This is a genomic window from Lachnoanaerobaculum sp. ICM7 (assembly GCF_000287675.1).
In the GTDB taxonomy this organism is placed as follows: Bacteria; Bacillota; Clostridia; order Lachnospirales; family Lachnospiraceae; genus Lachnoanaerobaculum.
This window is the reverse complement of record NZ_ALJL01000022.1, coordinates 128,517-148,381: the sequence shown is the minus strand read 5'-3', so window position 1 is coordinate 148,381 and position 19,865 is coordinate 128,517. Positions and strand designations below refer to the sequence as shown.

Annotated in this window: 21 protein-coding genes; 3 read left to right on the top strand and 18 right to left on the bottom strand. The window is 36.8% G+C overall.

Translation table 11 applies throughout. From position 1 onward, the window contains the following. Positions 1 to 7 precede the first annotated feature (7 nt). From yqeC to selD, 6 genes are all read right to left on the bottom strand, one after another. A complete protein-coding gene (gene yqeC, locus HMPREF1140_RS06550; protein WP_009663060.1) occupies positions 8 to 709 on the bottom strand; it encodes a selenium cofactor biosynthesis protein YqeC in 702 nt (233 codons plus the stop codon). Further along, the gene (locus HMPREF1140_RS06545; protein ID WP_009663031.1) at positions 710 to 2,089 is read right to left on the bottom strand and encodes a uracil-xanthine permease family protein; all 1,380 of its coding nucleotides are present in this window, start codon (positions 2,087 to 2,089) and stop codon (positions 710 to 712) included. 349 nt (positions 2,090 to 2,438) lie between these two features. Next, complete coding sequence (locus HMPREF1140_RS06540) at positions 2,439 to 2,675, bottom strand: DUF3343 domain-containing protein (protein ID WP_009663095.1); 237 nt, start codon at positions 2,673 to 2,675, stop codon at positions 2,439 to 2,441. After that, the gene (locus HMPREF1140_RS06535; protein ID WP_009663145.1) at positions 2,675 to 3,835 is read right to left on the bottom strand and encodes an aminotransferase class V-fold PLP-dependent enzyme; all 1,161 of its coding nucleotides are present in this window, start codon (positions 3,833 to 3,835) and stop codon (positions 2,675 to 2,677) included. Before HMPREF1140_RS06535 ends, HMPREF1140_RS06540 begins: the two co-directional genes overlap by 1 nt. Next, complete coding sequence (yedF, locus tag HMPREF1140_RS06530; protein WP_009663051.1) at positions 3,835 to 4,452, bottom strand: sulfurtransferase-like selenium metabolism protein YedF; 618 nt, start codon at positions 4,450 to 4,452, stop codon at positions 3,835 to 3,837. The genes HMPREF1140_RS06535 and yedF overlap by 1 nt, the downstream gene beginning before the upstream one ends. 9 nt (positions 4,453 to 4,461) lie before the next feature. Continuing rightward, positions 4,462 to 5,487, bottom strand: a complete 1,026-nt coding sequence (gene selD / locus HMPREF1140_RS06525) for a selenide, water dikinase SelD (protein ID WP_009663055.1) — start codon at positions 5,485 to 5,487, stop codon at positions 4,462 to 4,464. Positions 5,488 to 5,725: 238 nt separating this feature from the next. Between selD and HMPREF1140_RS06520 the strand changes: the two genes are divergently transcribed. After that, positions 5,726 to 7,201 (top strand): L,D-transpeptidase family protein, encoded by a 1,476-nt coding sequence (locus HMPREF1140_RS06520; protein ID WP_009663154.1) that lies wholly within the window; start codon positions 5,726 to 5,728, stop codon positions 7,199 to 7,201. A gap of 67 nt (positions 7,202 to 7,268) precedes the next feature. On the opposite strand, the gene HMPREF1140_RS06515 is transcribed toward HMPREF1140_RS06520, so the two are convergent. Genes HMPREF1140_RS06515 through HMPREF1140_RS06500 form a run of 4 tightly spaced genes read right to left on the bottom strand, consistent with a single transcriptional unit; the run spans position 7,269 to position 10,963 of the window. Continuing rightward, positions 7,269 to 8,369, bottom strand: a complete 1,101-nt coding sequence (locus HMPREF1140_RS06515) for a polyamine ABC transporter substrate-binding protein (protein ID WP_009663032.1) — start codon at positions 8,367 to 8,369, stop codon at positions 7,269 to 7,271. Between the two features lie 17 nt (positions 8,370 to 8,386). Further along, entirely contained in the window at positions 8,387 to 9,154 is a 768-nt protein-coding gene (locus HMPREF1140_RS06510) for an ABC transporter permease (protein ID WP_009662972.1), read from the bottom strand. Further along, on the bottom strand, positions 9,151 to 10,005 hold the full coding sequence (locus HMPREF1140_RS06505) for an ABC transporter permease (RefSeq protein WP_009663150.1): 855 nt from the start codon (positions 10,003 to 10,005) through the stop codon (positions 9,151 to 9,153). Before HMPREF1140_RS06505 ends, HMPREF1140_RS06510 begins: the two co-directional genes overlap by 4 nt. Next, positions 9,995 to 10,963 carry an ABC transporter ATP-binding protein gene (locus HMPREF1140_RS06500; RefSeq protein WP_009663115.1) on the bottom strand — a complete coding sequence of 323 codons (969 nt, stop codon included), beginning with the start codon at positions 10,961 to 10,963 and terminating at the stop codon, positions 9,995 to 9,997. The genes HMPREF1140_RS06505 and HMPREF1140_RS06500 overlap by 11 nt, the downstream gene beginning before the upstream one ends. A 152-nt stretch (positions 10,964 to 11,115) precedes the next feature. Here HMPREF1140_RS06500 and HMPREF1140_RS06495 point away from each other — a divergent pair, with 152 nt between their 5' ends. Further along, the gene (locus HMPREF1140_RS06495; RefSeq protein ID WP_007593458.1) at positions 11,116 to 11,424 is read left to right on the top strand and encodes a YerC/YecD family TrpR-related protein; all 309 of its coding nucleotides are present in this window, start codon (positions 11,116 to 11,118) and stop codon (positions 11,422 to 11,424) included. Between the two features lie 28 nt (positions 11,425 to 11,452). Here HMPREF1140_RS06495 and HMPREF1140_RS06490 read toward each other — a convergent pair whose 3' ends face one another. Genes HMPREF1140_RS06490 through HMPREF1140_RS06480 form a run of 3 tightly spaced genes read right to left on the bottom strand, consistent with a single transcriptional unit; the run spans position 11,453 to position 14,036 of the window. After that, on the bottom strand, positions 11,453 to 12,061 hold the full coding sequence (locus HMPREF1140_RS06490; RefSeq protein ID WP_009663013.1) for a ribonuclease H1 domain-containing protein: 609 nt from the start codon (positions 12,059 to 12,061) through the stop codon (positions 11,453 to 11,455). Positions 12,062 to 12,065: 4 nt separating this feature from the next. Then, positions 12,066 to 13,064, bottom strand: a complete 999-nt coding sequence (locus HMPREF1140_RS06485; RefSeq protein WP_009663139.1) for an aromatic acid exporter family protein — start codon at positions 13,062 to 13,064, stop codon at positions 12,066 to 12,068. A gap of 9 nt (positions 13,065 to 13,073) precedes the next feature. Further along, a complete protein-coding gene (locus tag HMPREF1140_RS06480; protein WP_009663133.1) occupies positions 13,074 to 14,036 on the bottom strand; it encodes a glycosyltransferase in 963 nt (320 codons plus the stop codon). A 181-nt stretch (positions 14,037 to 14,217) separates the two neighbouring features. Here HMPREF1140_RS06480 and HMPREF1140_RS06475 point away from each other — a divergent pair, with 181 nt between their 5' ends. Next, a complete protein-coding gene (locus HMPREF1140_RS06475; protein WP_009663078.1) occupies positions 14,218 to 15,165 on the top strand; it encodes a putative ABC transporter permease in 948 nt (315 codons plus the stop codon). Between the two features lie 49 nt (positions 15,166 to 15,214). Here HMPREF1140_RS06475 and HMPREF1140_RS06470 read toward each other — a convergent pair whose 3' ends face one another. The 5 genes from HMPREF1140_RS06470 to HMPREF1140_RS06455 form a co-directional block, all read right to left on the bottom strand. Continuing rightward, positions 15,215 to 16,420 carry a CCA tRNA nucleotidyltransferase gene (locus HMPREF1140_RS06470; RefSeq protein WP_009663147.1) on the bottom strand — a complete coding sequence of 402 codons (1,206 nt, stop codon included), beginning with the start codon at positions 16,418 to 16,420 and terminating at the stop codon, positions 15,215 to 15,217. A 104-nt stretch (positions 16,421 to 16,524) separates the two neighbouring features. Next, the gene (proS, locus tag HMPREF1140_RS06465; protein ID WP_009663056.1) at positions 16,525 to 17,964 is read right to left on the bottom strand and encodes a proline--tRNA ligase; all 1,440 of its coding nucleotides are present in this window, start codon (positions 17,962 to 17,964) and stop codon (positions 16,525 to 16,527) included. A gap of 6 nt (positions 17,965 to 17,970) precedes the next feature. After that, positions 17,971 to 18,126, bottom strand: coding sequence for a hypothetical protein (locus HMPREF1140_RS13535; protein ID WP_009662988.1), 156 nt, complete (start codon positions 18,124 to 18,126; stop codon positions 17,971 to 17,973). Next, a complete protein-coding gene (locus tag HMPREF1140_RS06460; protein WP_009663044.1) occupies positions 18,104 to 19,135 on the bottom strand; it encodes a hypothetical protein in 1,032 nt (343 codons plus the stop codon). Before HMPREF1140_RS06460 ends, HMPREF1140_RS13535 begins: the two co-directional genes overlap by 23 nt. Before the next feature lie 4 nt (positions 19,136 to 19,139). Beyond that, positions 19,140 to 19,853 (bottom strand): LytR/AlgR family response regulator transcription factor, encoded by a 714-nt coding sequence (locus HMPREF1140_RS06455; RefSeq protein ID WP_009663005.1) that lies wholly within the window; start codon positions 19,851 to 19,853, stop codon positions 19,140 to 19,142. Between the last annotated feature and the right edge of the window lie 12 nt (positions 19,854 to 19,865).

Sequence of the window (19,865 nt, the reverse complement as noted above, 5' to 3'; positions counted from 1 at the left end):
CTTCTCTCTAAGCTAGAAATTCAAAATCACAAAACTCTCTGTTATTATTATATGAAGTTATTGAAACTTTGAAATTTTTAAAACCGTTTTCTTCACAAAAAATATTTATATATTTTTCTGTCTCTAAAGCCTTTCTCACCTCTTCTTTAGTGTCGGCCTTATTTATAATAAATAAAGTTTTTCTGTTATTTATTCCTTTAAACTCCGCCCTCTTATCTGTCAATATCCTTGCAGCATCCTCTTCACTGAGTATATGATCTTCATCCCAACCAAAAATTTCTGCAGCTCTTTCATACCTGAAACATTTTTCGCTTATCTTTTTTCCGACAGCATCAATACCCATGCATACTATACAAATATCTGTATTTTCAGGTATTACCGGCTCTCCTTCTCTTGGAATTTTTATAGGTAAGCGCTTTGCTCCGTCCGCTTCAACCAATACTATATCGGCAAATTTGTCGAGCTCCTGCACCTCTATTATATCAAGAGATGATAATTTTTCACCTGCATTTTTTCCTATAACCACAGGTTCATCCCTAAACTCCAATTTTTCAAGTTCTTTTGCGGAATCAATCAGAGTATATACATCCGGTTTTACTATATGAGTTGTTGTGGTAATAACTACTTTTTTGCCCTTTTTGGCAAAATATCTCCCTATATAAAACATGGTGGTGGTTTTTCCACCACCACCAACTAATGAAATTATCATTTATTGCATACCAACCAATTTCTTTACATCCATATCCTTCGGCAATACGAAGTTTAACAACATTGAAAGTACAAATACGCCTGCCACAGAGTTACCTGCAAAAATATCTCCTATAACCTTCGGGAAATAATCAAATATACCGGGTGTCTGAGTAAATCCTATTCCGATACTTATAGCCAATGCTACAATTACAGTATTTCTCTGATTGAATCCGCATTTTCCGATCATATTCATACCGCTTACTACGATAGTACCGAACATCATTATTGTACATCCGCCAAGTACAGGCTGTGGCAATGTTGAGAAGAATGCGCCTATAGGAGGGAACAATCCTGCAAGAATAAGTGTAAGTGCACCGAACATAATAGTAAATCTGTTCACTACCTTTGTCATTGCGATAAGTCCTACGTTCTGTGAGAATGATGTTATAGGAGTACAACCGAACAATCCCGATACGGCACTTAAGAAACCGTCACATGCAAGTGATCCTGATACTTCCTTCTCTGTAATATCTCTATCAAGTCCGCCTGCAACTACCGCAGTTGTATCACCGATAGTCTCTGCTGCAGATACAAGGAAAACAACCACTATAGATAAAATTGCACTTAAATTAAATACAGGCTTATATGGCAATATTCTAGGTAATGCTATAAAACCTACTTCCTTTATTGTTTCTGCAAAATGTGAAAAATCCACTATTCCGAACAAGAATGCGACAATATATCCTACTATAAGACCGAACATTACATTAAGCTGCTTCCAGAATCCCTTTGCAAGTGAGCTGAATGTTATACATGCAATAAGAGTGATAAGTCCTACAATCATATATTTCGGAGCACCGAAGTCATCAACATATCCGCCTCCGAAGCTTTTTGCACCTACTCCAAGCAAGGAAAATCCGATTGTGGTAACAACACTTGCCGACACTATAGGTGAAATTATCTGCTTCCAATACTTATATGTCAGGCCCAGGCAACCTTCTACACATCCTCCAACTATTACCGCACCGATCATCGTCTGGTAATTAAAGTTCGAGGCTATGTAGGTCAATGTTGCAACAAAGGTAAAACTTACACCCATTACAACCGGCAGTCTTGCACCTATTCTCCATACCGGATACAGCTGAATCAATGTACCAAGTCCTGCTATAAACATAGCACTTTGCAAAAGTCTTGCAAGATCAACACCGCTTATCCCCGGCACGTCACTTCCAAGCAACTTGGCCACACCGCATACCATAGCTATCGGAGCAAGGTTTGAAACGAACATGGCCATAACATGTTGCAGTCCGAAAGGTATTGCTTTCGCCACAGGAACTCTTCCGTCCAATTTGTAAATATTGTCAATACTTACATTTGAACTACTTGTCTTTTCACTCATTTTAATCCTCCTTAAAAAAGACATTTATTTTTACATCTCTTAGAGATGAAATGTACTAAGGATCAATATTTAAATTCCCCATTGTTAAAAATATATCAAGAGAAAAAATTTAAATACGCATCAGATATTTTCTGATGCGTCAAATATCTACATATTGATTGTTTAATTGTAAACTTTCCTTTGATATATTTAATAAAAAATATTGTTACAACTTTTATTTTTTATATACTATCATTTTTTCTTGCAAAAATCAATCTAAATATTATTTTTTATGAGCGTATCATACTATTTTTTAGACTAAACATGTTAATAATTCACATATTTATTTAATACTGTTTATTATATAGTTTTAATGCCAAACCTTACTTGCCTTATCATACAGAGGATTTTCTTTTTTAATCAAGTTATCTATTAAATCCGCCGACTCAAAAGGAACACACCATGCAAGACCGCAACCTGATGATAGTTCTTTCGGCACAGGTATAAGCCTTCCCGGAACATTTTCCTTACTGCATAGGCTCTCAAAAGCCATTGCAGCTGTGGTGGTTTGAAATGTAACTATATATTTCCAACTTTTTTCTCTCATTATTCTTCCACTATTTCTTTTATCGCTTTTATAACAGCATCTATTTCTTCCTCTGTATTAAAATATGAGAATGAAAATCTTGCTATGCCCTCATCCACTGTTCCCAACGCCTTATGCATCAATGGGGCACAGTGTGCACCTGCTCTTATCGCTATATCATAGTCTTCACCAAGATAATCAGCCAGATCTCCCGAATGAATCCCGTCTATATTTATCGGCAAAATACTTCCATGCCTTATAGACCCGGGTTCTTTTTCAAATTCAGAACAATCCGTATAAAACTTTATACCATTTATATCCTTTATGCCCTTATAAAGCCTTTTTAGCAGACCCATCTCTTTATTATGTATATTTATAATTCCGATTTCATTTATAAAATCAATTCCGGCACCAAGGCCTGCAATCCCCATAATATTTAAAGTCCCTGCCTCCAATCTTGTCGGATATTCATCAGGTTGCTCCTTATTAAAGGATTGCACACCGCTTCCGCCTACCTTAAAGGTATCTATCAGAATATCGGAATTTATAACTATACCTCCTGTACCTCCCGGTCCGAACAATCCCTTATGACCTGTAAAGCAAAGAATGTCTATCCCCGTTTTATTCATATCTATCTTGATATTTCCGGCGCTCTGAGATACATCCACTATAAAATAAAGATTATTCTTACTTGATATTTTTCCAATATATTCCAAATCCGCTATTTCACCTGACACATTAGATACATGGTTTACAATTATAGCCTTTGTATTTTCTTTTATATGCTTTTCAAATTCATCATATTTTAATTTGCCGCTTTCATCTATTCCGATAAAATCAATGCCTATATTCTTGGTTTTTTCAAGCTTATAGAGCGGTCTAAGCACGCTGTTATGCTCCGTTACCGTACTTATTACATGATCTCCACTTCCGAACAGTCCGAACAATACGATATTTAAACCCTCTGTTGCATTGGATGTAAAAATTACTTTTGAAGGGTCGCTGCTTCCGAAAAATTTTGAAATCTTTTCTCTTGTTTCATAGACCATTCTGCCCGAATCAAGTGCGGCCCTGTATGCACCTCTACCACTGTTTCCATAGGATGTAAGTGCATGATTTATAGCTTCTATTACATTTATCGGTTTTTTGAATGTAGTGGCGGCATTATCTAAATAAATCATTATGGTCTTATTACAAGGTCGGCTTCCATGAGATAACTTACAATATCATACATATTTGTCACCTCACCTACCGAAAGCTTCTCGGTAAGTCCGTAGTTATTAAGGCATGCACCGCAGGAATAGATTTTTGCACCTGCTTTTTCCAAAACCTTCAAATCTTCAATACTTGCCGACCCCTCTGTGGTAAGTCTTACACCTGTATTGTAAAACAGAATTTTTGCAGGTGGTATATCCTGGGAGCTCAGAGCATAAATAAAGCCCTTTAAAAGAGTCTTACTGAATTCTTCATCGCCATCACCCATCTTATCTGAATCTATTACCACAATTGTTTCTTTTAATTTTATCTCATCAGACTTTACAGTTGCCTTAGTAACAGGCTTAGTATCAGAAACCTCTCCCCCATTTACATTGATAGTAACTATGTATTCAGTATTTGACTTTTTCTCAAACGCAGCCTCATACTCTTTTTGCTTTGCCATCTTTAAAAGGTTTTGTACCGCAATCTCATTGTCAACACTGACCTCTACTACTCCGCTTCCTCCAAGCTCTCTTATTGCATTCTTTGTCTTAACTACAGGTATAGGACATGCATCCCCTATTGCATTTACTTTTATCATATTATCCTCCTATTTATCAGCTACTTTTATAGCTGTATTTTCTCTTTCTCTTATTTCTCCTACAATTGCTGCAGGCATACCTGCCTCTTTTAATTCATTTAAAAGTGCATCAGCCTCTTCTTTTCCTACGGCAAGTAAGAGTCCCCCCGATGTCTGAGGGTCGAATAAAATTTCTTCCATCGCGAAAGGTACATCCTCGAAAATAACATTTTCACCCACATAATTTCTGTTTCTCTGTCCTCCGGCTGTAATAAGGAATTCATCAGCCAAAGCTTTTGCAGCCTCAAATACCGGAATCTGTTTTGCATAAACTTCACATGACTTATCATCACCCATCATTTCCATCAGGTGGCCTAAAAATCCGAAACCTGTTATATCGGTACATGCATGAATATCGTATTTTTTTGATATATCACATGCATATTTATTTAATGTCCTCATAGAATCAACAGCTTCATTTAATGTATCTTCATCAGCTTCACCGATTCTTGCGGCAGTACATATTATTCCTACTCCAAGTCTTTTTGTAAGTATCAGTCTGTCTCCCGCTTTTCCGGTATTATTTGAATATATCTTATTTGGATTTACAATACCGGTAACACTGAGACCGTATTTTACATCCGTATCATCTATTGAATGTCCGCCTGCAAGTACTCCTCCTGCTTCCTTTACCTTTTCAAGTCCGCCTCGCATTATTTCTCCAAGGATATTCAAATCACTGCTTTGCGGAAAGCATACTATATTTAATGCGGTCTTTACTTCACCACCCATGGCATATATATCACTTAGGGCATTTGCTGCCGCTATCTGTCCGAAAGTGTAAGGATCTTCCACCATAGGCGGAAAAAAATCAAGTGTTTGAACGAATGCAATGTCGTCTGTAAGCTTATATACCGCCGCATCATCCTTTGCATCAAATCCTACCATTAAGTTCTCATCAAAATTTTGCTTTGGCAATCTTTCAAGTATATGGCTGAGTATTCCGGCCCCAAGCTTTGCAGTACAGCCGCCGCCTTTGCAGTAAAGTTTTTCCATATTGCCTCCTAAAATATAACTTATCTATATCGTCAATATATAAACTAATGACTATTATAACCCCTTTATACTTATTTTCGCAATCAAATCAGGCAAATATTTTATATGATGTAACATTTGTTAACAAGCGAAAGATTTATGTAATATTTAAATCAATTGAACAAAATTTATTTATATGTTATAATTCTAAACCATAGTGACTTTAGTTTACTAATGTATTCTTTTTTTAGGAGGAAATATGCATTTAAAAAGAATTTCAGCTGTATTTGCGTCAGCATTGATGATTTCTTCAGTATTATCATCCAACGTATTTGCAGCAACAATAAGAAAAAATGTTACAGGTGGCTCGGTAGCTGTAGAAACATCGGCTCAGACTGAGACAGCTGAAAGCACAGAGGCTGCAACTTCTGCAGCTACAGGTGAGGTGGTATCTACAAACGATTATATACCTTCCACTATTAATAATGTAAATATGCCGGAAAACCTTGACCTTGACAGCGTAGTTGCCAATGCAGGTCTTGGTAATGTAGGTAACGGAAATACAAATCCCGAGCCTGTGCTTGGTGAAACACAGATGGTTCACTTCGGACTTTGGAATACTGCAGATCAGGAGATCTCAGGTGCCGAGACAAACACAAGTGCTTATGCTTATGCAAAAGACGGTTTTAACAAGCTTTACCTTAATCATTCAGGTATAGGTAGATATTACTACAGAACCTACAATATGAACTCAGGTTGGTCTACATGGATGAACTCTAAAGAGACTGCACCTATAACAGATCCTGCAAACAAGGTTCAGGCTGTTCAGATAAGAGTAAAGGGATATACAGGTGTAAGAAGCGACCTTTATTACAAGGCTGTTTTAAATGACGGAACTGTACTTGACTGGGCAAAGAACGGTCAGACTCTCGGTACTATCGGTACAGACAGATATATAGTAGCTCTTAAGCTTACACTTTGGGACAAGCAAACAGCGTTTACAGAGCCTACAAAGGTACTTATGGAAGCCCCTGTTTATGAGGGAACTTATGTAGATGCCAACGGTCAGGTTCAGTACTCATCAAAAGATGCCTATACCGGATGGGGATTTTATAATAATGATCAGTACTATTTTAAAGACGGTGCAACTCAAAAGGGATGGCAGTATATAGACGGATACAAGTATTATCTTGATGAGAATACAGGTGCCGTTGTAAGAGATCTTGAGCCTGTTATGGGATTACAGGATTCTTATGAGATTAAGTACAATAAGGCAACAATGACCATGTATATCATGGCTAAAGACGGTGCAAACGGATATATAATTCCTTACAAGACTTTCATGTCAACTGACGGACCTGCTACACCTGTGGGTACATTCAAGACATATGTTAAGTACAGATGGAAAATAATGCATGACAATATCTATTGTCAGTTCCTTTCAAGATTTAAGGACGGATATATCATTCACTCTCTTATCTACTATGATAAGGCTGATTCAAACAGACTTGATGCATCTACATACAACTATATTGATGATGCAAGATCTGACGGATGTTTAAGACTCCGTGCAGGTGATGCGGCTTGGGTATATTACAACACCAAGATGAACACACCTGTTACAATTTACAACGATCCTACAAATAAGGGTCCTGTTGAGAAGGATGCTATAGAGCAGCCAATTCCTGCAAACCAGACATACGATCCTACAGATCCTATAATGCAGGGAAGATAATTTAGTATATTAATTTATGTAAACTTAAAAGGGGATGCCGAAAATACGGCATCCCCTTATCTATTTCCTAATTTGTTTCCTGTCTGAACTCTTCCCAGAGCTTATTGTGAAGCTCATTTGCCTCATCACTGATATTCTCAATCAGCTCTCCGCCCTCAATAAGTGATATCTTATCCTCAGGGAATACTATAAGGTCCTTCCAATCATCTGATACATAGCTTTCAGCAGCCTTGTTTGTAACAAAGTATCCTATATACTCAAAGCACTTTGCAGCCACTTCAGGCTCATTGATATACTCAAGGAATTTATAAGCCGCTTCGGCATTCGGTGCATTTGACGGAATAAAGCTTCCCATTACCCCGAATCCAAGTCCTTCTTTAGGATATACAACTTTTAAATCAGGATTTGCTTTGATTGCCTGAGTTACCTGTGATGTATACATAAATGCCGCTCCGACTTCACCGCTTAAGAGATAATCCTGAAGATTATTGTCATTTATAAGGCGGATATTTGGCGCCAAAGTCTTTAACTTATCTCCTGCTTCCTGTATCTGAGTAAGATCATTTGTATTAAATGAATATCCGAGAGATTTCAAAGTAATACCGTCTATTACTCTGTAGTTTCCTATAATACCTACATTACCTGCAAGCTCAGGATTCCAAAGATCGTTATAACCTTGAATATCCACTTTCACAGTCTCAGGATTATATACAATCAAAGGTATACCTGCACCGTAAGGCATTGTATACTTATTGTCAGGATCATAAAACTTACTTTGGAATAAAGGATTTATATTGTCATATGTAGATATCTTTGACTTATCAAGTTCTTTAACAAGTCCTTCCTTTATTGCAAGCTGAATAATATAATCATCTGCAACAACAATATCATAATCTCCACCCTTAGTCTCTTCAAGCTTTGCCAGCATTGTCTCATCAAGGTCAAAATTTGAATAATTTACCTTAACTCCGGTCTTCTCCGTAAAACCGTCCAAAACCTCTTGTGGGAACATTCCGTCCCATGTGTACAGATTTAAAGTAGTACCCTTAAGAGCGCTGTCTGTGGCAGCTCCTGTACTTTGCTGTGCGGCATCTTTAGAACCGCCTCCACATGCTGTAAGAGCAAGTGCCGCTCCCAAACCAAGTAAACCTAATACTTTAGATTTCATTTAATTTACCTCCAAAATCAATCTTTCCTTGTTCTTTCCGAAATAAATATTACAAGCACCGTAATCACCAGTATAACAGTCGCAAGTGCATTTATTTCAGGAGTAATACCTGTCTTCATCTTTGTATATATCTTTATTGCAAGAGTATTTACTGAAGGACCGGTCGTAAATATAGATATTACCACATCATCAAAGGACATTGCAAATGATAATAATAATCCGGATGCAATTCCCGGCAAAATATATGGTAATGTTACATCTCTGAATGTTTCAAACTCACTTGCCCCAAGGTCTCTTGCCGCCTCCTCAAGCGAAAGATCCATTCCCATAAGCCTTGCCCTTACAATCAAAAATATATAAGGTACACAGAATGAACTGTGTGCAATCGTCATGGTTACAAAGCCGAAAGGCAAATTCATATATGAAAATATAGCCATAAAGACCATTCCGAGAATTATCTCGGGAATCATTATAGGCAGAGATGCAAAACCGCTGATGAAATCATCAAAAATAAGCTTTTTCCCTCTCATGGCAAGAGCCGCACTGACACCTATTACAAGTGAAAGCATACATGTCAGCACCGCCAGTATTATACTGTTTAATAACGCTTTCTTTATATCACCGTCATTAAAAAGCATCTTATACCAGTCGAGAGAAAATCCTTCCCATACACTTGTAAGCTTGGATTTATTAAAGGAATAAACTACAGTGAGTATAATGGGAAGATAGTTTAAAACAGTTACCAGCCCCAAAAATATAACGGCCGCTTTTGATACCTTTTTCAAAATAATCCCTCCAATTCTCCTGTACCTGAAACCTTCTTATAAAGTCTTAAGAATACTATTGTAAGTAACATTAAAATCACACTCAATGCCGCCGCAAAAGGTATATTTCTCAGCTTTGTAAGCTGCTCCACTATAACACTTCCGATAAGAACTATTTTATTTCCACCAAGTATATCTGAGATATAGAAAAGTCCCATACTGGGTACAAATGTAAGTACCACACCGCTTAAGAGTCCCGGCATTGTAAGTCTGAGAGTAATAGTAAGGAAGGATTCAAATCTACTTGCCCCCAAATCTCTGGAAGCTTCTATTAAGCTCCAATCCATTTTTTCCACACTTGAATACACTGAAAGTATCATAAACGGCAGTAAAAAATATACCATACCTACAAGTACCGCAGGATATGTATACAGCAGTTTAAGCGGAGTCTTTGTAATGCCCAAAAACATTAAAAGTTTATCAAGCACTCCGTTACTTCTAAATATTATTATCCAACCGTTCAGTCTGATAAGACCGCTGGTCCAAAAGGGAATCATAAGAAGCATCATCATTCTTCTCTTCCATCTCTCACTGAGCCTTCCCATAAAATATCCGAAAGGATATCCTATCAGAGTAACCAAAACAGTTGATGCAAGCGCCAGTTTAACGGATTCCAAAAATATATTCAAATAAAAAGGATCAAATACTTTTTTATAATTTTCCAGAGTAAATGTAAAATCAAATCCCCAGGTCTTTGCCTTTGTCAAAAAGCTGATAATTACCATATAGGCCAGAGGCAATATTACAAAAAGTATTGTAAAAATATATATCGGTATCCTTAGCAGGTATTTGTTAAGCTTCTTATTTTTCACCTTGAACCTCCACCATATCTTTTTTATCCCAGCCGATACTTATTGCATCACCCGGATTCAGATTGATATTCATGCCCATATGTGAAGAAGTAATCTCCTGATTATCTTTCAATCTCACCTTTACTTTTGAAAGACCGGCGGTAAAACTGTTTTCAATTACTATACCGTCATAATCACCTGCTCCAAGCCTTACATGTTCCGAACGTATTGCATATGTCTTACCTTCGTTTTTATAGAGATTTGCACCTCCCACAAACTCGGCAACAAAAGCGGTTGCAGGAGTGTCATACACCTCACTTGGAGTACCTATCTGTTCTATATTACCGTCTCTCATAACAACTATTCTTGAGGACATATTTAAAGCCTCTTCCTGGTCATGAGTTATATATATAAATGTAATACCAAGTGCTTTTTGAAGCTTTTTTAACTCCATCTGCATCTGTCTTCTAAGCATCAGATCAAGTGCTCCAAGAGGCTCATCCAATAACAATACACTTGGCTTATTTACAATAGCCCTTGCTATTGCGACTCTCTGTCTTTGACCTCCTGAAAGCTGTGTAGGGTTCCTTTTTTCAAATCCTTCAAGTTGTACCAGAGACAGCGCTTTCTCCACCTCTTTTTTTATTTCATTGGCCGGCTTCTTTTTCAGTCTTAATCCATAGCCTATATTTTTTTCAACATTCATATGAGGGAATAGAGCATAATTTTGAAATACCGTATTTACATCTCTCTTTTCCGGTGCCAGTCCTGTGATATCCTTTCCGTTAAGTATCACCTTGCCGCTGTCCGGACTCTCAAGCCCTGCAATTATTCTTATCGTAGTGGTTTTTCCGCAACCACTTGAACCCAAAAGAGTGATAAACTCTCCTCTACCTATATCAAGAGAGATGTTCTTTAAAACATTCTCACCGTCAAAACTCTTCTTTATATTTTCCAGACTTAGTATAGTATCTGTCATCTAAATTCCCTCCTAGGGTTATTTGGCTTTATACAATAAAATATAATACCATCTTTTTTAATATAATTCACTAAAAATATTATTTTATCTTGGCTTTACTTTTACAAGTTAAAATGCTAAAATGTAATTACTATTTGAATGGAGCAATTTGTATGAATAATAAGATCAGGACTGACGCGGTAGACCATCTATTTGACGCCATCCTTACACTAAAAGATAAAGAGGAATTTTATATTTTCTTTGAGGATGTTTGCACCGTAAATGAGTTGCTCTCCATCTCTCAAAGATATGAAGTAGCTAAAATGCTGCGTGAAAAGAAAACATATTTGGAGATTGCCGAGGAAACCGGCGCTTCTACAGCTACCATCTCCAGAGTAAACCGTTCATTAAACTATGGAAATGACGGCTATGACCTTGTTTTTAACAGACTCGGTTTATTTGAAAATAATAAGGAAAAATAATTTTGCCGGAGTTTATACTCCGGCATTTTTATATAAGTCCAAGTGCTTTTTTGGCAAGTTCATCCGCCATATCATTATACTTATCTCCCGAATGTCCTTTTACCTTTATAAAATCCACATCCACATGCTTTGAAGCATTTTTATAAAATTCAACATAATGCATGGTACCGGGCTTTTTGGCTTTCCAATCTCCGTTGCACCACTTCTCTATACCCTCATAGTCATAAAAAATACTGATACTCTTTATATCATGATCCAGACAATATTGCATGGCCGCCATAGAACCCTGTATCTCACCTGCAACATTTCTCATATCACTCATATCATCCTTTTCAAACTTTTTTGAAAAATAAAGTTCTTCATCCTCATGCATCATAACCATGCCATATGAATATGACTTGGTAGTGTCGTCATAACTTCCGTCCACATAAGCAAAAGCTTCAGATTGTTTCTCTTCGCCTTCCTCTTTATCCTCAACACTCTTTGTTCCGTTTACAAAATCCAAAGCCTCTTCCCTGCTTGTGAAACTTTTATAAGCGGCTCCCGAAAATCCGCTAACCGACTTTTTACATTCATCCCATGTCTCAAAGACTCCTGTATTTCTTCCTTTTTTTACCGCGTAATATTTCTTTGCCATATATTTACCTGTTCCAAAATATATTTTTCTCTTCTTCACTCAAATTTGCGGCAAACTCCCTTTTTATTTCAAGGAACTGCTCAAAATTTACTACCATTGAATGAAGTATTGCCCTGTCTTCAAATTCCTCTCGGCTCTTTGGAAGCTGTGAGTTTTTCATCTTTTCTTTTACAAAATATAAGTCCATCAGTGCATTTACCGCATTATTTGACTCATGCAGTTTGGGCACAAGATTAAAAATAAGTTCAGCCACATCTCTTGCCTGACTTGGTCTTGTCTTCATGCCCTTTCCCTGATCAAAAATATATCTAAGGGTCATGATTTGAGACTTTCTCATTTCCATATAGTTTATAAAATATTTCAAATCATAGCTTAGTATATTGTCTTTATCAATATATGCCTTTGAGATTGCACTGTCTATCAGCTTATCAAGCGCATCAAAATCATATTCAAGTTTTACCCTGTTATTCTCATCTCTTAGAAAGCCTACCAAAGTATCCAGCATGTACTTTATTTCATTTTCTATTTTTGCCTGATATTCCCTTATATGTTTCAAGTTTCTCGGCATATACATATTTAAAAATATTCCGACGGATGTTCCTATAAGCATCAAAGCCGCTTCATTTTTTACAACATCAAAACTCATATACTTTTCCGCCAGAATATGTGTTACCAAGACGGTACATGGTGAAAGTCCTTCATTCAAATCAAAGACCATACATACCGCTACAAATATAAGCAAGTAGCAAACCAGCGCCCATATATCATATCCGAATACACTAAATACGACAAGGGAAATCAACATAGACAGAACAAATGCCGCAATCCTTTTTAATGCAATCTTTATTGTGGATTTTTTTGTATCCTGTATACTAAGTAAGGTTATAATACCTGCCGATGCACTGTAGTTTAACCCGAAAATTCCGGCAATAAATATTGCAAGTCCTGTTCCGACAGCAATTTTTATTACTTTTATCAGATTTATATTTTTAAAATATGTCATAGTCCTCCGTTATCTTTTAAAATATAATGCTGTATTCCTCACAAACTTATATAATGCAGGTAAGAAATATTCAAACTTTATAAAAAATCTTTCTCTAAAATCCAGCTCATTATATTCTTTTTTAAAGTCCTTTGACAATATGTTTTTAAAATCTCTTGTATTTACATATGTAAGGAAACGAAGTCTCTTTGCGGCACTTAGCACTTCTTCATGAAATCTGTATCCGGAGTCTTCATCATATGCCTTATACATGGCCTCCATATTTTGATAGTACTCTTCCTGTTTTCTTTTGTAATCACCGCTAAACTGTGAGGCTGTCCATGAAGTCGGTACTCCCATTCTGTACACACTCATAACCCTGTCAATATAATAGGCATCGCCGTATTTTACAGATATTATCTGCATGGGTATATCTCCCACCTTACAGTCAAAATAATACTTGGGCAAACTCTTCATATACTCTGTTCGTAATAAAAGTGAGGCTGTTGGATAATGTGCTCTTTTATTTATCACCTCTTTTGCACCGACTACACAGTTTCCGGTATAAGGTCTTATAAGGTTTGGAGAAAATGTGGCATCCAGATTTTCAACCTTCGCAGCATGAAAGCAAAAGCTTATTTCCGGATGTGCATCCATATAATCCACCTGCATTTGAAGTTTATGATCATCGCACCAGTAGTCATCTCCCTCACACATGGCTATATATTCTCCGCTTGCTCTTGGAAAGTTGTATTTTCCGCTTGGATTTGTAACCCCTTGCGAGTACATATTTTCCTCATGAAATAAAGGTTTTATAATATCCGGATACTTTTTTTCATATTCTCTTATAATATCTGCCGTATCATCTGTTGATGCATCATCATTTATCAGAATTTCTATATCAAAGTTTCTTTTCTGCGCCAAAAAGGAATCTATTGCCTTTCTTATGTATTTACCGTGATTATAGGTAATGCAGCATATACTTACTTTCATATTTATACTCTCTTTTTATATTATTTGCAGGTAAAACCGCATAGGGTTTTAAATACGCTTACTTCAATATCATACTATAACATAAAAGTTGATATAAAGTGAGTTTTTATTATCTTTATAAAACTTCAAAACTTGTAGATAATCTACTACTGTGGTATTATTGTTCTCATTGGAGGTGATTATGACCAAGTACACCCTATTGCAATGGATTGCATTTTTTTATATATATTGTTTTTTCGGATGGTGTTTTGAATCCGGATATGCAACTATCAAGGAGAGAAAACTTACAAACAGAGGCTTCCTTCGAGGCCCTTATATTCCTATATATGCCTTCGGCGCTTTGTTTGTTCTTATTATTACAGACAACTTTCATGGGAATAATTTGGAAGTTTACTTCTCAGGAATGATTGCTGCTACAATACTTGAATATATCACAGGTTATGTGATGGAAAGACTCTTTAAAGTCAAATACTGGGACTATAGCGATCACAAGTTCAATTTAAGCGGATATATATCGCTCTCCACCTCTATAGCATGGGGATTTTTATCACTACTGCTTACCGATTTTTTACAGGTAAATGTCTATAGATTTGTATCTAAGATAAATGAGTCAAATTTGAAGACTTCTGTAATAGTTGTGAGTATTATCTTTTTCTCGGATTTGATTCTTTCAATAAAGGCCGCATTCAATCTTGCCAAAGCATATACGGCTCTTGAAAGGGCTAAGGTTGAATTCCTTGAAGTCAAAGAAAAACTTTCATTGATAGCAGACGACCTTGTAAGTGAAACTCAAAGTAAGCTTGTAGGCATCAAAGACAGCGTGGCAGGACGTGTGAGCCAGGCAAATGAATATATCTCAAACGGAAGAGTGAGTTTCTCATCTTTAAAATCCGATATAGAAAATGCTCTTTCGTCACTTTCAAATACGGTTGCTTCAAAGAGTCCGGCTTATCTTGAGCTTAAAATAAAATATGAAGTTGCAAGAGAAAAGGTATCCTTAAGCTTACCGAAAACCGGAAAAATCATGTCATTCTTTATTAGAAATATGATAAAAGGAAATCCGGGACTTAATAAAAAGTACATCTCTCAGATGAAGGAACTTAGCGAAATAAGAAAAAGAAACAAATAAAGCTGAAAGCTACAGGTTTGTACTTACCGTACCGACCCGTAGCTTTTTATTACTCATTTTTTGCTATATCAAGAAGCAGTTCTTTATTATTCAGTTTGGGATTTTCAATTACTCTTTTTAATAACTCTTCCAGAATCTCACCGATTTTAGGTCCTTTCGGTATTCCAAGTTCCATCAGATCTTTCCCGGTAATATCAAGCATGGAGATATCAAAAGCATGATTTTCTTCTTTAATCTTCTCATATCTCTTTTCAATATCATTTATCTCTTCCAAAATATTCGCATTTTTTCTGTCCGACTTGCAAATCTTTATATAGTCCTCAAAGAGTTTTGTACCGAGTCTGTGCAATGACAGTCTTATATCCGAATCCTTCTTCGGTAAAGGTAATTTAAGTTCCTCTATAAGCAGACATGTATTTATTTTTGTTGCATTATCAGACTTCAATTCTGAGAGTATTTTCTTTACCGAATTTATATTTTCTACATTTTGCAAAAATACAGTCCAGTACATATGTTTTTCATCACCCAGGTCTCTTTTGTAAAACTGATAAAAGCTTTCATCAAGCTTTGCAAACTCTTTACCGATATATTTATAAAGTCCGCTGCTGTATATATACTTTACATTTTCTGCAAAATTTCCTGAAAGTGTCTTATTCAGCTCTACAAATATTCTCTCCTTACTGACATTTGATAATAATGAAGCCTTGTCTTTTATTGCAACAAATGTGTCTTTTTCTATTTCAAACCCAAGTTGTGCAGAAAACCGGATTGCCCTAAGCATTCTCAGAGCATCCTCATCAAATCTCTTATTTGGATCTCCTACAGCTCTAATAATACCGCTGCTTAAATCCTCCTGACCTTTATAAAGATCCACTATACCCTTTTTATGCGAATAAGCCATTGCATTAATTGTAAAATCCCTTCTGCAAAGATCTTCAGAAAGGCTTTTACTGAATGAAACACTGTCAGGATGTCTTCCGTCCGAGTAGTTTCCGTCTATTCTGTATGTAGTCAGCTCATAGCCTTCTCCGTCTATAAGCACTGTAATAGTTCCGTGTGCAATACCCGTATCAAAGGTCTTTTTAAATATCCTCTTCATTTCTTCCGGAAGAGCGTTTGTAGTGATATCCCAGTCCTTAGGCTTCCTGTGCAGCAGGGAATCTCTTACACAACCTCCTACCGCAAATCCTTCAAAGCCGTTCTCTTCCAACTTTTCTATAATATTTTCAACATTCTTTGGCAAATCTATTCTCATTCTTATCTCCTTAACAAAAGCTGATACCGGGGGACATAAGTATATGAATGCTTAAAAACTTAATATTAAAACCGCAGCCTTATGACTGCGGTCTCTTTATTATTTTAATATGCTTTTCCCCAGTAAACCATCTTTGTAGCCTTCTTGCCGCAACAAACGCATACATCGCTAAGCTGCTCCTGTGCCTCAGGCATACATCTTGATGTGGCTCCTGCCTCTTCCTTTATCTTGTCCTCACAAGCTCTGTCACCGCACCACATAGCCTTGATAAATCCCGGCTTGTTATCTGCAATATCCTTGAACTCTTCCATAGTTCTTGCCTCATAAGTATGAGCTTCTCTATGCGCAAGGGCTGTTTTATACATATTTGTCTGAATCTTTTCAAGGCATTCCTTAGCTTCACTTTCAACATTTTCAAGTGATACGAAGATCTTTTCACCTGTATCTCTTCTGACAAATACGCATTGATTATTTTCAATATCCTTCGGTCCAATTTCAATTCTAAGAGGTATACCTCTCATCTCAGACTCGGCAAACTTAAATCCCGGACTCTTCTCGCTGTCATCAAGCTTTACTCTTACACCTGCAGCATAGAGTCTGTCTTTAAGCGCATTAGCCGCCTCAAGTACACCTTCTTTATGTGCGGCTACAGGTATGATATTTACTTGAACAGGTGCTATATGAGGTGGTAACTTAAGACCTGAGTCATCACCATGTACCATTATAACAGCACCAATTATTCTTGTAGTCATACCGAATGAGGTCTCAAAAACAGGCTTGATTTGATTGTCCTTATCTGTAAATGTTACATCAAAAGCCTTTGCAAATCCGTCTCCGAAGTAGTGGCTGGTACCTGACTGTAAAGCTTTACCGTCATGCATAAGTGCCTCTATGGTATAGGTTGCCTCAGCTCCGGCAAACTTTTCCTTATCAGTCTTTATACCTCTTATAACAGGTATAGCCAAGTCCTTTTCAAAGAAATCCGCATATACTTCAAGCATCTGTACGGTTCTGTCATGAGCTTCCTTGGCTGTGGCATGAACCGTATGTCCCTCCTGCCATAAAAACTCTCTTGAACGAAGGAAAGGTCTGGTTGTCTTTTCCCATCTTACTACAGAACACCACTGATTTAAAAGCTGCGGAAGATCTCTATAACTCTTTACAACCTTTGAGTAGTAGTCACAGAATAATGTTTCCGATGTAGGTCTGACACAGAGTCTCTCCTCAAGCTCCTCCATTCCACCATGAGTTACCCATGCAACCTCAGGTGCAAAGCCTTCAACATGGTCCGCCTCTTTTTGTAAAAGGCTCTCAGGTATGAACATAGGCAGATAACAGTTTTGAATGCCTGTCTCTTTAAATCTTCTGTCTATCTCATTTTTCATATTTTCCCATATAGCATAACCGGCAGGTCTTATTACAAGGCAACCCTTCACACTTGTATAATCAACAAGCTCCGCCTTAAGCACAATATCTGTATACCATTGTGCAAAGTCTTTCTCCATGGAAGTAATTTCTTCTACAAGCTTTTTTTCTTTAACCATTTTTATTTAATCCTCTGTATCTTCTTTTATTTCTTTTTTCTTTCTGATTACCAAATCAGATTCGGCATCATTTATCCTTCTTTTTAAATACAAATATACCACGATGCCTACAATGAATAATATAATAATTAATGCAATCTCAATTATATTTCTTATTAACATTGCCCCTCGATTTTTCTCTTCTCTTTTTATTTATCCATTTAACCGCATTTATCATCGGTAATAATACAATTGCAATCCACCATGCATATGCACCTGCGGCTAAAAGTGTAGCTCCGTCATATCCGTTAAAGCTTTTATCAGGTGAACTGTTTTCCTCTATACTTTCATCCGCATTTGTTGAAGCTTCAACAGTTTCATTAATAACTTCATTCTTGTTACTTATCTCTGTCGAAGTTTCCGTAATATCAGGAAGGCTTGTGAACGTATTGTTTTCATTCGCATTATCCGTAATTGTACTGTCGGTATTTACTTCAAACTTAACATTTTTGTCAGCTTCAGATTCACTCACACTGTCATTATCATTTCTTTTATGTTTATGACCTGATTTATTTCCCGGCCGCTTTGCATTTTCAGCCTTTTGCGCAGAGCTTTCGGTTGGTTCTACATTATTTGCCGAGTTCTTGGAGTCCGAATTGTCATTGCCGCTCTGAGAGTCTTTTGCACCTTTTTTTGAACTTTCCGAATTTTCAATTTTTTTCTTTTTTCCCGATGAATGTCCAAAAGATTTATTTGCATCGGATTTTGTGGCAATATTTTTTTCAGGTATTGAAGGCCTTGTTCCCTCTCCCGAATCTGAAGGCCTTGTAGGCTCCGGTATCGGATCTGAGGGCACGGGCGGTACAATCAGCCTTGGAATAGTCTCATACTGTACATAAAATGTACCGTCCGAAGCGACATATTCTCTTTTTCTTAGCCCGTCCTGCTCATATGTAGGCTCTCTTTCAATTATCCACTCTCCATAGTTGCTTTCATCTATTCCGGCTGAGGTTTCAACATACCCTGCGTTTGAGCTATGTAAACCTCTGTCATTTTGAATACCTGTCATATCTACATATGTAGCTCCGACAGTTGTCGCATTGCCTCTTAGAACACCTACACCGTTTACCGATATAAAGGCGGTCGTCAGTGCCAATGACATAGCACACATTGCTTTATATTTTTTCTTCATTTAATCACCCTATTGCATTTTCTTTCATCGCTTCCTTAAGTCCACTGTAGTACTTTCTTCCCACCGGAATTTCAGTATTGTCTATCAATGTGATTTCCTCATAAGTGAAATTCTTTATATGTTGCAATGAAACTAAAAATGATCTATGCACTCTTATAAAACCCTTTGTAAACAGCAGGTTTTCAAGTTTTCCTATTGTTGAAATAAACTCAAAACTTTTACTGCCGTAGTACACGGTTATTATTTTTCCTCTAACTTCAAAATATTTTATATCATTTATCGCGATATTCCTATATTCACCGATGCCGGTAAAGAGCATATACTCTTTTGATTTTTCTGATGCCGTTTTAAAAACATCCTTTATTATCTTTACCGTCTTTGCACCGTCAGTCTCACCTTTCACAATATAGTTGAAGGCTCTGACATCAAAAGCTCCCAACATATGATTCTTTGAAACTGTGGTGAATACTATCTCTCCGATATATCCGTTTGAACGAAGTTTTGATGCCGCCTCCATTCCGTCAATTCCCGGCATATTTATATCCAGAAACATTACATCAATAAGCTCAAGTTTATCTTCCACTTCAAATAACATCTGCTTGGCGCTCTCAAACACCTCAAATTCCGTATCAAGGCCCTCCGACTTTGATATATGTGTAGTGATTTCTAACAAATTCTTTCGTTCTATTGGATTATCATCACATATAACTACTCTCATAACCCAAACCTT